This window comes from Streptomyces sp. MB09-02B, from assembly GCF_033794485.1.
In the GTDB taxonomy this organism is placed as follows: Bacteria; Actinomycetota; Actinomycetes; order Streptomycetales; family Streptomycetaceae; genus Streptomyces.
Genome location: NZ_JARGEE010000289.1, coordinates 1 through 11,759 on the forward strand (window position 1 = coordinate 1; position 11,759 = coordinate 11,759).

At 72.6% G+C, this 11,759-nt stretch carries 10 protein-coding genes; 6 read left to right on the forward strand and 4 right to left on the reverse strand.

The features are described 5' to 3' along the window. Nucleotides 1-79: 79 nt before the first annotated feature. Nucleotides 80-1,195, reverse strand: a complete 1,116-nt coding sequence (locus P1P70_RS31015; RefSeq protein ID WP_319243683.1) for a GDSL-type esterase/lipase family protein — start codon at nt 1,193-1,195, stop codon at nt 80-82. 206 nt (nt 1,196-1,401) lie between these two features. Here P1P70_RS31015 and P1P70_RS31020 point away from each other — a divergent pair, with 206 nt between their 5' ends. Beyond that, the gene (locus P1P70_RS31020) at nt 1,402-2,592 is read left to right on the forward strand and encodes a right-handed parallel beta-helix repeat-containing protein (RefSeq protein ID WP_319243666.1); all 1,191 of its coding nucleotides are present in this window, start codon (nt 1,402-1,404) and stop codon (nt 2,590-2,592) included. 126 nt (nt 2,593-2,718) lie between these two features. Here the strand turns inward: P1P70_RS31020 and P1P70_RS31025 are convergent, their stop codons facing one another. Next, nucleotides 2,719-3,294, reverse strand: a complete 576-nt coding sequence (locus P1P70_RS31025) for a helix-turn-helix domain-containing protein (protein WP_319243668.1) — start codon at nt 3,292-3,294, stop codon at nt 2,719-2,721. Nucleotides 3,295-3,505: 211 nt separating this feature from the next. On the opposite strand from P1P70_RS31025, the gene P1P70_RS31030 reads away from it, so the two are divergent. The 5 genes from P1P70_RS31030 (at nt 3,506) to P1P70_RS31050 (ending at nt 8,929) form a co-directional block, all read left to right on the forward strand. Continuing rightward, the gene (locus P1P70_RS31030) at nt 3,506-4,072 is read left to right on the forward strand and encodes a (2Fe-2S)-binding protein (protein WP_319243669.1); all 567 of its coding nucleotides are present in this window, start codon (nt 3,506-3,508) and stop codon (nt 4,070-4,072) included. After that, nucleotides 4,069-5,103 carry a xanthine dehydrogenase family protein subunit M gene (locus P1P70_RS31035; protein ID WP_319243671.1) on the forward strand — a complete coding sequence of 345 codons (1,035 nt, stop codon included), beginning with the start codon at nt 4,069-4,071 and terminating at the stop codon, nt 5,101-5,103. Before P1P70_RS31030 ends, P1P70_RS31035 begins: the two co-directional genes overlap by 4 nt. After that, nucleotides 5,100-7,220, forward strand: coding sequence for a xanthine dehydrogenase family protein molybdopterin-binding subunit (locus P1P70_RS31040; RefSeq protein WP_319243673.1), 2,121 nt, complete (start codon nt 5,100-5,102; stop codon nt 7,218-7,220). The genes P1P70_RS31035 and P1P70_RS31040 overlap by 4 nt, the downstream gene beginning before the upstream one ends. After that, nucleotides 7,213-8,457, forward strand: a complete 1,245-nt coding sequence (locus tag P1P70_RS31045) for an XdhC/CoxI family protein (protein WP_319243675.1) — start codon at nt 7,213-7,215, stop codon at nt 8,455-8,457. Before P1P70_RS31040 ends, P1P70_RS31045 begins: the two co-directional genes overlap by 8 nt. 70 nt (nt 8,458-8,527) lie before the next feature. Next, nucleotides 8,528-8,929, forward strand: coding sequence for a hypothetical protein (locus P1P70_RS31050; RefSeq protein ID WP_319243677.1), 402 nt, complete (start codon nt 8,528-8,530; stop codon nt 8,927-8,929). On the opposite strand, the gene P1P70_RS31055 is transcribed toward P1P70_RS31050, so the two are convergent. Beyond that, the gene (locus P1P70_RS31055) at nt 8,873-10,282 is read right to left on the reverse strand and encodes a phospholipase (protein ID WP_319243679.1); all 1,410 of its coding nucleotides are present in this window, start codon (nt 10,280-10,282) and stop codon (nt 8,873-8,875) included. The genes P1P70_RS31050 and P1P70_RS31055 overlap by 57 nt on opposite strands. Before the next feature lie 140 nt (nt 10,283-10,422). Continuing rightward, nucleotides 10,423-11,574, reverse strand: coding sequence for a zinc ribbon domain-containing protein (locus P1P70_RS31060; protein WP_319243681.1), 1,152 nt, complete (start codon nt 11,572-11,574; stop codon nt 10,423-10,425). Nucleotides 11,575-11,759 lie beyond the last annotated feature (185 nt).

An 11,759-nucleotide genomic window follows, 5' to 3' on the forward strand; every position in this document is an offset into this window, starting at 1 on the left:
GGTGGATCGAGCGGGGTGGGGATGAGCGGTGGGCGTCACGACGAGGCGCATCGTGCGGGGTGGGGATGAGCGGTGAGCGTCACGACGAGGTCACCCGTGCCGTGCACGCGACCGTCGCCGACGGCGTCCCGGCCGTCGTGGACGTCGTGGCCACGAACCCGAACGTGGTGCTCGCACCCGCCGCGAGCGTGCCGTTCCACGCGGCGGCGGTGACCGTGGCCGTGCCGTCGGCCGCCGTGGTCGAGGTCCCGTTCCAGACCTGCGTGAGCCGGGCCCCGGCGGCCGGGGCGACGGTCACGGTCCACCCCGCGACGGTGGCCGTGGACGTGTTCGTCACGGTCACCTCGCCCTGGTAGCCGCCCTGCCAGACGCTGGTGGCCCGGAAGGCCGCGGAGCACGTCCGCTGACCGCCACCGGGATCGCCGGGGTCGCCCGGGTCCCCGGGATCACCCGGCACCCCCGCGTCGAGCACCGCGCTCAGCGCGGGATACCAGCGGGCGGCGATCTTCTCGTCCCCGGCCGCGTTCGGATGCACCCCGTCGTAGGTGTCGGTCGCCGTACTGAACCCCGTCCACTGGTCCACCACGGTCACGGGAGACTCGGCGGTGCTCGTCGCCCGCGCCCAGTCGGGGATCCGCGCGTTGAAGTCGACGACGCGCTGTGCGCAGCCCGTGCAACTGCCGGGGTTCATGGGGATGAGCTGCGCGACGAGGATCCGCATGTGGGGGTCGGAGGCCCGCATCTGGCCGACCAGCTTGGTGTAGGCGGCGAGAATGCGGTCGGGGGCGATGCTGCTCCACACGTCGTTGGTGCCGAAGTGCATGACAACGATGTCCGGACGCGTCGCGGCCAGCCGGCCCGGCAGCAGGTCCCGGTCGGCGACCTGGGTCACCAACTCGCCTCCGTGGCCCTCGTTGTCGCCGTCGTGCGCCTGCCCGCAGCCCTGCGGGCCGAGCGTGCCGACGAAGTCGATGTCCGTGTGACCGCCGTTCAGCAGACGGTTCCAGAGCACCGCCCGCCAGCAGCCGGGCGAGCCGGTGATCGAGTCGCCGAGCGGCATCACGCGCACAGGGGCCGCCGCGGCGTCGACCGCGGAGGCGACCGGTGCGAAGGCCGGTCCGAAGGGGAGGAGCAGGGCGGCCAGCAGGCCGAGAAGCGACAGATGTCGTAAGGGGGAGTAGCGGGTGCTGCGCATGGTGGTCCCTTCCCTGGTGAGATGGGAGCGCTCCCAGTCGAACATGCCATTGTTGTCATTGGCACGTCAAGATGACGGAGTGCACCCATGTGTGCGTTCATGGATGGAAACGTATTCCATGTGCATGGATATTGACGTGCTCGGGACAGCCACCCTAACTTCCGGTTGGAAAGCGCTTTCCCTCACGGCTGACCGGGAGACGACCCATGCGTCCACAGCGATTCACCGCGTGCGTAGGCCTGTTGAGCCTCGTGGCCGGCGGGCTCCTCGCCCTGTCCGCCCCCGCCGCGCACGCCGCCACCAGCCTCTATGTGGCGACCAACGGCAATGACGGCAACGCGGGCACACTGGCGGCACCGCTGCGGACCGTCCAGCGCGCCGTGGACCTGGCGCAGCCGGGCGACTCGATCCTCATCCGGGGCGGGACGTACGCGCCGAGCAGCAACATCCAGCTGCTCAAGAGCGGTACGGCGAGTCAGCCGATCCGGATGGGCGACTACAACGGCGAACGGGTCGTCATCGACGGCGAGGGCATGCCGTACACGCCCGGCGCCGTGGGCTCCAGCATCCCCCGGGCCCAGCGGGGCGCGATCCACATCGAGGGGGAGCACTGGCGGCTGAGCGGCCTGGAGATCGTCAACGGGCCGTACGGGATCTTCGGCGCGGACACCAGCGGCAATGTCTTCGAGCGCCTGGTCACCCGGAACAACTACGAGTCCGGGGTGCACATCCAGGGTGCGTCGAGCGCCAACCAGTTCATCAACCTGGACAGCCACGGCAACCGGGATCCGCGCAAGAACGGTGAGAGCGCCGACGGCCTGGCCATCAAGGAGGGCTCCGGGACGGGCAACGTGGTGCGCGGCGCCCGGCTGTGGAACAACTCCGACGACGGGCTGGACTTCTGGGAGTTCCTCTCCCCGGTGACGGTCGAGGGCAGCGCCGCGTACGGGAACGGCTACAACCGCTGGAGCATCCCGAACTACACCGGGGACGGCAACGGCTTCAAGCTGGGCGGCGGTGACGAGGACCTGCCCGCGGCCCATGTGGTGCGCGGCACCATGGCGTGGGACAACTCGGCCGGCGGGTTCATCGACAACGCCAACCCGGGAGCGATGGTCGCCGAGCGCTGCACGGCGTGGCGCAACAAGGGTGCCGGGTTCGACTTCGCCGACGCCGACGGCACACTGACGAAGAACCTCTCGGTGGCCAACGGTACGAACGTCTCTCTGGGCTCGAACTCCGGTGGCAGCGGCAACTCCTGGAACCTCGGCGGAAGCTGGTCCTTCGTGAGCACCGACGCGGCCGCGGTCACCGGGCCCAGGGCGGCCGACGGTTCGATCCCGGCCTCGAACTTCCTGCGGCCCGCGAACGGCGCGGACGTCGGGGCGCGACTCTGACGGGTCCGTACACCAACGGAACCCGGAGCGGACCGCGAACAGAACCCGGAGCGGACCGCGAAACGCTCCGGGTGCCAGGTGAAGTCGCGACGCTCCTGCGCGCCGTCCGGTGGACCCGGGCGGCGCTCAGCGCGCCGCCGTCCCGGTGCGCAGGCCGTCCATGACGAGGTCGAGGAGGCGGCCGGCGCGCGGCTGCCAGTCCTCGGGGTCGATCTGCCAGAGGCCGGCGATGGCGAGGAAGAAGTCGTCCACGGTGACTCCGGGGCGGACGGTGCCGGCCTTCTCGCCCGCGCGCAGAAGGAGTTCGGCGGCCTCGGACACCGGGGTGGGGTCCGGCTTGTCGGGGGCGCCGGGGCCGCAGGTGGCCTGGCGGATCGCGTCCGCGAGGCCCACCTTGGTCATGGCGAACCGGGCGAGGTGGTCCATCCACTCGCGCAGCGCCCGGTCGGGCTCGTGGGTGTCGAGCAGGTGGGCGGCGGAGTCGGCGACCTGCCGCATCTCGTGCCGGTAGATCTCCAGGACCAGGTCCTCCCTGGTGGGGAAGTGGCGGTAGAAGGTGCCTTGGCCGACGCCGGCCTCCCGGGCGATCCTGCTCAGCGGTGTGTCCGCGGCGCGCGTCAGCTCGACGAGCGCGACCGCCAGGATGCGCTCGCGGTTGCGCTGGGCGTCCGAGCGCAGGGAGGCGTCCTTCTTCTGTCGCACGCGACCTCCTGACGGATCCGTGACCGAAACCCGCACTTGTTAAGCGGACAGCTGTCCGTTACGTTTCTCGGACCGGACAGCTGTCCGGTTGCTTCATCGTAGCGCCGGCGCCACCTGCGCCGACAGCCGCGCCGTCCCGTTTTCCCGACTCGTCCGCCGGCCGGGGCGAGTCCCTCTCGACATGCCCCGGATACGCGAAAGAAGGCTGATCATGTCCCCAGCCACCTCATCGACGTACAGCGCCGTCACCCTGAACATCAACGGCGAGAAGCACACGCTCTCGGTCGACCACCGCACCACGCTGCTCGACGCCCTGCGCGAGCGCCTCGACATGACCGGTACCAAGAAGGGCTGCGACCAGGGGCAGTGCGGAGCCTGCACCGTCCTCGTCGACGGACGGCGGGAGGTGTCCTGTCTGCAGCTGGCGGTGGCGGCCGAGGGGCGTGAGATCACCACCATCGAGGGTGTCGCCGACGGCGACGCACTCCACCCCGTGCAGCAGGCGTTCCTCGATCTGGACGGCTTCCAGTGCGGCTACTGCACACCGGGCCAGATCTGTTCGGCCATCGCGGTCATCGAGGAGCACGCGGCGGGCTGGCCCAGCGCCGCCACCGACGACGTACGCCCGGAGGCCGGAGCGCCACCGCTGACGCCCGAGGAGATCCGGGAGCGGATGAGCGGCAACCTGTGCCGCTGCGGCGCCTACGTGTCGATCGTCGAGGCCGTCGCCCGCGCCGCCGCCGACAGCACCACGAAGGCCAAGGAGGCCGTGGCGTGAGGGAGTTCGACTACCAGCGGGCCCACGACGTCTCCGGCGCCGTCGCCCTGCTCGGCGCCGACCCCGAGGCGCGCTTCCTCGGCGGCGGCACCAACCTCGTCGACCTGATGAAGACCGGGGTCGAGCGGCCCGCCCGCCTCGTCGACGTCCGTGAACTCCCGCTCGACGGGATCGAGACGACCGAGGGCGGTGGGCTGCGGATCGGCGCGACCGTCACCAACAGCGACCTCGCCGCGCACCCCGAAGTCCGCCGCCGCTACCCGGCGCTCACCCAGGCGGTGCTGGCCGGCGCCTCCGGGCAACTGCGCAACATGGCCACGGTCGGCGGCAACCTCCTCCAGCGCACCCGCTGCGGCTACTTCGCCGACATCACCCGGCCGTGCAACAAGCGGGTCCCCGGCAGCGGCTGCCCCGCGATCGAGGGCGAGCACCACCACCACGCGATCCTGGGCGCCTCCGGGCACTGCGTGGCCACCCACCCCTCCGACATGGGAGTGGCGCTGGCCGCCCTCGACGCCGTCGTGTCGTACGAAACGGCCGACGGGCACGGCGAGTTGCCGTTCGCCGACTTCTACCTCCCGGTGGGCGACACCCCGCACCTGGAGACCGCCCTGCCGCCGGGCGCCCTGATCACCGGCGTCACCCTGCCGCCCACCCCGGTGGCCGCCCGCTCCCGCTACCGCAAGGTCCGCGAGCGCGCCTCGTACGCCTTCGCCATCGGCTCCGTCGCCGCCGCGCTCGACGTCCGGGACGGTGTCGTGCGGGACGTGCGGCTGGCCTTCGGGGCGGTCGCGTCCCGGCCGTGGCGGGCCCACGCGGCGGAACGCGCGCTGACCGGCGCGCCCGCCGACGCCGAGGCCTTCGCGGCCGCCGCCGACGCCGAACTGGCGGCCGCGCGACCGCTGCCGCACAACGCGTACAAGGTGACGCTGACGCGCAACCTCGTCGTGGCCGTCCTGTCCGAACTCGCCACCGCACCCACTTCCACTCCCGCACCCACCTCCGCACCTTCCGAGGAGGCCACCCGATGACCACCGCCCCCACCGCACGCCAGGGTGCCGTCGGCACCGCGCACACCCGGGTCGAGGGCCGGGACAAGGTCACCGGAGCGGCCCGCTACGCCGGGGAGGTCCCGTTCACCGGGCTCGTCCACGGCTGGCTGGCGCTGTCGACCGTGGCCCGCGGCCGGATCCGCGCGATCGAGTCCGCCGACGCGCTCGCGCGGCCGGGCGTGCTCGCCGTCCTGACCCACGAGAACGCCCCACGCCTCGAAACCGACTACACGGGCCTCATGGGGATGAAGCCCGACCCGACCACGGCCGTCTTCCAGCACGACCGGGTCCCCCATGTCGGCTGGCCGGTCGCGCTGGTCGTCGCCGAGACCTCCGAACAGGCCAGGGAGGCCGCCGAGGCCCTGGTCGTGCACTACGACCAGGAACCGCACGACGTCACCTTCACCGCCGGGCACCCGGACGCCTACGACGCGGGCGGCTTCGGCCCGGCGGTGACCGGCAAGGGCGACCTGGAGGCCGAACTCGCCGCGTCCGCCGTCGTCGTGGACGCCGAGTACAGCACCCCCGAGGAACACCACAACCCGATGGAGCCGCACGCCGTGACGGTCCGCTGGGACGGGGGCCGGCTCGACGTCGTCGACTCCAACCAGGGCACCATGTGGGTCGCGGGCGAACTCGCCAACCTGTTCTCCCTCGACCCCGCCTCGGTCCGGGTGCGCTCCGAGCACGTCGGCGGCGGCTTCGGCAGCAAGGGCGTCCGCGCGCACCAGGTCGCCGCCGTCATGGCCGCGACCGTCCTGCGGCGACCGGTCCGGGTCGTCTTGACCCGGCGTCAGATGTTCTCCCTCGCGGGCTACCGCAGCCCCACCACCCAGCGCGTCCGGCTCGGCGCCGACGCCGACGGACGGCTGCGCGCGTTGGAACACCGCTCGCACAGCCTCACCTCGACCGTCCACGAGTTCGTCGAGCCGGCCGCCGGACCGGCCCGCGTGATGTACGACGCCGACGCCCACCACACGGCCAACCGGGTCGTCCGGCTCGACGTGCCCACGCCGACGTTCATGCGGGCGCCCGGCGAGGCCCCGGGATCGTTCGCCCTGGAATCGGCGCTCGACGAACTCGCCGAGAAGCTGGGCATCGACCCCATCGAACTGCGCGCCCGCAACGAACCCGAGCGCGGCCCGGTCTCCGGGCTGCCGTTCGCCGGCCGTGGTCTGCGGGCCTGCTTCCGCGAGGGCGCACGCCGGTTCGGGTGGGCCGACCGCGACCCGCGCCCCGGTGTACGCCGCGACGGCCGCCGGCTGCTCGGCACCGGCACGGCGGCGGCCTCCTTCGGCGTGGGCGCGGGACCGTCCACGGCGGCGGTGACGGCCGAGGCCGACGGCACCTACACCGTGCGGGTCAACGCGGCGGACATCGGGACGGGCGCCCGTACCGCGCTCACCCTGGTCGCCGCCGACGCGCTGGAGGCCGCACCGGACCGTATCCGGGTGAGGCTCGGCGACAGCGACCTCGGCCCGGCCATGATCGCCGGTGGCTCGATGGGCACCCGCTCCTGGTCCTGGGCGGTCACCCTCGCGGCAGGTGAACTGCGGGAACGGCTCGCCCTCGGCGGCGGCGTCCCGCCCGAGGGCATCACCGTCCGCTCGGACACCACCGCAGCCATCGGCGCCCTCGCACAGAAGGAACGTCACTCCTACGGCGCCCAGTTCGCCGAGGTCGCCGTGGACCCCGCCACCGGCGAGGTGCGCGTACGCCGCATGCTCGGCATCTTCGCGGCCGGAAGGATCGTCAACCCGCTCACCGCCCGCAGCCAGTTCATCGGCGGTATGACCTGGGGCATCTCCATGGCCCTGCACGAGGAGGCGGTACGCGACCGGGTGTCCGGCGGCCACTACGGCGCCGACCTCGCCGGCTACCACGTGGCCGCGCACGCCGACGTGCCCGCCGTCGAGGCGGACTGGGTGGACGACCCCGACCCCGAGGACCCCGTCGGCATCAAGGGCATCGGCGAGATCGGCATCGTGGGCGCGGCGGCCGCCGTCGCCAACGCGGTCTGGCACGCCACCGGCGTCCGCCACCGCCAACTGCCGATCCGGCCCGACCGCGTCCTGACGGCGGCCCGGGATGCTTGACCTGGCCCCCGAGCTGAGCGCCTGGGCCGAGGAGGGCCGCGACTTCGCCGTCGCCACCGTCGTCGCGGTCGGCGGCAGCGCGCCGCGCGGTCCCGGCGCGGCCCTCGCCGTCGACGGCGAGGGCACGGTCATCGGCTCCGTCTCCGGCGGATGCGTCGAGGGCGCGGTGTACGAGCTGTGCGGGCAGGCCCTGGCGGACGGCGAGACCGTCCTGCGGCGCTTCGGCTACAGCGACGAGGACGCCTTCGCCGTCGGCCTGACCTGCGGCGGGGTGATCGACATCCTGGTCACCCCGGTCACCGCCCGGTCACCCGCCCGAGCGGTCCTGCGCGCCGCGCTCTCGGCCGCCGCCGAGGGCGAGCCGACGGCCGTCGCCCGCGTCGTCCGAGGACCGGCCGAACTCCTCGGACAGGCCCTGCTCGTACGCGCCGGCGGGGCGTCCGGCGAGGACGGGGACGGGGCGTACGACGACCAGCGCGACCGGGCGTCCGGCGAGGCGAGCGACCGGCCGGACGGCGGGGTGCGTGCGGGCGCGTACGCGTACGACGGCGGTCTCGGCGGCGGTCCCGGCCTGGACCGGACTGTCGCCGCCGAGGCGCGGGCCATGCTGGACGGCGGACGCACCGGCACGATCGAGCTCTCCGCGGACGGGTCGTACTGCGCCGACGGTCTCACCGTCCTCGTGGAGACGCGGGTGCCACCACCCCGCATGATCGTGTTCGGGGCGATCGACTTCGCGGCGGCACTGGTGCGGGCGGGCAAGTTCCTCGGCCACCACGTCACCGTGTGCGACGCCCGACCGGTCTTCGTCACCCGTGCCCGCTTCCCCGAGGCGGACGAGATCGTCGTGGACTGGCCGCACCGCTATCTGCGGCGCACCGCGACCGACAGCCGCACCGTCCTGTGCGTGCTCACCCACGACGCCAAGTTCGACATCCCCCTGCTCAAGGAGGCCCTGCGGATGCCGGTCGCGTTCGTGGGCGCGATGGGCTCCCGCCGCACCCACGCCGAGCGCGATCGGCGGCTGCGGGAAGTCGGCCTCACCGAGCGGGAGTTGGCCCGGCTGCGGTCCCCGATCGGGCTGGACCTCGGCGCCCGGACGCCCGAGGAGACCGCCCTGTCCATCGCCGCGGAGATCGTCGCGGCCCGGCGCGGCGGTACGGGTGTGCCGTTGACCGGTTCGGGCACACCGATCCATCGGGAGGCGGGGGAGCGGGGAGCCGTGGTGGCGGCCTGAGTACGCCGGACGGGGCGACTGAGTATGTGCTCCGATGCCGGGCGCCCTGCCCCGGTGATGCACTGTCGTCATGGACACGCACCCCTCGCGCCCGCGCCCCCTCCGCCAGGTCACCGCCACGGCCACCGCCACGGCCACCGCCACCGGTTCGGCCCTCGCGGTGGTGCTGCTGCCGCTGGTGGTCGGCGCGTTGGTGGCGCGGTCGGCCGGTGCCGACCCGATGGCGTCCGTCAACGCCCTGATCGCGGGCGGCGGGGAGCGGGCGAAGCTCTCCCGGAACCATCTGCCCGTCCTGCGGGGCATGCGTTCGGCGCCCCGCAGGATGGGCGCGCGGTGGGCACGGCGACGGCCGCCGGAGGGCGGTCCGGCGAGCCGTCTGTCGGCCCGATTGTCGGCCCGTCTGCCGGCCCGGCGGCTACTGCCCGGCCGTGAGGACGTACGCGTTGAGGTTCCCGACGGTCGTGAGCGGTGACGGTGAACCCAGCTCGTAGCGGTCCACGGCGAGGTAGTTGGGCTTCTTGCGCGCGGCCGGGGTGCAGAAGTTCTGCGCCCGGTTGCCCAGCTTGGCGTTGTCCGTCTCCGCCGTGCCGCTGATCGTGTAGTCGCGGAAGTGGTTCATCACGAACAGCGGGTGGAACGCGGCGGAGTCCGTCGTGAGCGGTCTGGCGGTGCCCCAGCGGCTGTAGCAGGACCAGTCGGAGCCACCGAGCCCGCCGCCCATGGACCAGTGGTTCTCGACGGTCCACTCGCGCTGGTACATCACGCCGAACGTGTCACGGGTGACGTGGCCGGCGGAGGTGTCGCTCGCGCGGGTGCGGTCGCTGAAGATCAGCAGCTGCTTGCCCCGGGCCGCGAGGTCCGCCATCCTCGGCCAGCCGTTCGTCGCCACACCCTCCTGGTCCGGCCGATACAGCACGTCGGACAGACCGCTCACGGACGCCAGCGACGACTTCAGCACGTCGGAGGTGGTGTAGTCCTCCAGGAAGACGGTGACGAACTGGCCCGGGTCGGCCTTGAGGAAGGTGACCATGTGCTGCAGGTCCGTGGCGAGCGGGACCGGGTTGCTCACCCCGTCACAGCTGTTGTGGCAGAGCATCGCCCTGCCCGACTTGGTGTACGCGTCCAGCATGAACCCCCTCACTCCGTCCGTGAGTTGGCGACTCACCCCGCGCGCCTGGTTCGGGAACAGGCTCACGGGGAACGAGGCGAAGTCGCCGTCGACACCGTTCGCGTAGGCGTTGTGCGAGGTGAGGAACGAGACCTGGTCGAGCGTGCGGGTATCGGCGGAGGGCATGGGCGACGTCGCGTAGGACACCGGTGTGAGGTGCCAGCGGGCGTAGGAGCCGCTCGACCCGAGCTGCACGAGGGACGCGTCGGAGGAGGTGCCCGTCAGATACTGCGAGGTTCCCGGCACGCCGATGGTGTACGTGCTGTTCGCGGCCTCGGTGACCGTCCATGTGGTGCCGTCCGCGCCGCAGGCCGCTGTCACCGCCGCGGTGCCCGTGCGTCCGAGGCAGATCCCCGACTGGTCGGCGCTGCGCAGCTGGTGGCCACCGGTGACCGCGACGGGCGTCCACTGCTGGTGGTCCTCGTTGCCCCTGGGGTTGTGCGCGGCGACCGTACCGCCGCTGCCCGCCGCGTTGAGGCCGGTGACGGCGTTCTGGAGGTACACCGAGTGCGTGGGGACCGCCGCGGTGGCGGGGCCCGAGAAAGCGACGGGTACGCCCAGGGCGAGCGCGGCGGCCGCGCAGAGTGCGCGGACGCGGACGCGGACGCGGACGCGGGGACGGGGACGGGGACGGCGACGGGGACGGATCTGGCTCACGGGGTTCCTTCCACTCCGGGCACACCGGGTTGATGTCAGAGGCATGACACACCGAGGACCGGGTCGCGCACCAGCCCCGACGCAAGAAGACCTGGTGAGCGCGAACGCGCCGTTGTGCGGCGGGACTTGAGTCAGCGTCTCTAGAACTCTGTGTGTGCCTGTGGTTTCCAGGCTTTTCGGGCGCGGCGTGGCCGTGTGCGGTCGCTGTCCGGTGGTCCGATCCTCGGGGTGAGGGGGTGGACTTCGGTGGCGTGCAGGTGGTGGAAGCCGGTCCGCTCGGCGGCGCGGGTGCGTCGTCGACAGGTTCTGCGTGAGAGCCGCATCCGGCCGGTTCGAGGAAGGTCTTCTCCGGTTCGGTGGGGTGCGGGTACTCCATGACCTGGCACCGGCCTGACTGTGGCTGGTGTCGTGGTGTCATGCCCCGCCGGACGCTGGGCTGCCCCCGGGGTGGGGGTGGTGGCGGGGACCGTACGCACATCGGGCATACGGCGGGAAGTCTCAGGGTTCGGGGCCAGGGCTTGGGTGGCAGGCCGGGTACTTCGGTGGCGGGTGCTGCTCGGCCTGCCCGGGGTGGGATGCCCTTTGCGTGGAGTGGTCTTCGGGCCGCGTGCTCGGGGTGGGGCCTGATCGGTGTGGCGTTGGCGGCGCAGGCGGCGGGTGGTCTTCTTCGGACGCCGGACCAGAGCCACGGTGCCGTCGACGGTGGTGCGGATGGTCCGGGCGCCAGTGGTGCGGTCGGTGGTGGTGTGGGTCTGGGCGAGCAGGCCACGGGAGACGATCCGGCGGGCGGCGGCATGGTCGCGGTCCATGGACAGCCCGCAGCCGGTGCAGTGCGCCCATTTCCAGCCCCGCTCCGACAGCCGGTCGGGCGCGGGATGGTGGGTGAGTACGGCGAGGCAGCCGGGGCACAGCCTTGAGGTGCCCCGGGCCGGGACGGTGACCACGGTGATCCCCGCCTTCGCTCCCAGGTGCCGGACCGCCTGGGCGAGGGTGCCGCGCACCTGTCCGGACAGGCGGGCGTTGCCCTTGCGGTGGCCGCGTGCTTGAAGGGTGGTGAGGTCTTCTAGGTAGATGACGCTCGCGCCGAGCGCGGCGGCCTGGTCGACGGCCCAGCGGGCCGCCGCCCGGGCCAGCGCGTCGTTCAGGTGCCGGATGCGGGCGCATACCCGCCCGTGCTCGGCTTCCAGCACCCGGGCCCGGGCGAGGTGTTCGGCCCAGGCCGGGTCTGTACGGTGAGGGGTGTAACTCCCGAGCTGGAAGCGACAGTTGATGACTGACGTGACGAGTGACACCGAGGCCGGGAAGGCCCCTGTGAGTGGGACGAGCGCCGTGGATGACGGGCTGGTCGAGGTAGTTCTGGAAGGCAGTCGGCCGTTGAGGCATGGTTGCTTCCTCGGTCGGCGAAAGTCCGCTGAGCCGTTCGATGTTGACGGCGATGGCGGTCAGGACGTGCTGGATGTGGGCCTTGCCCTGGCCT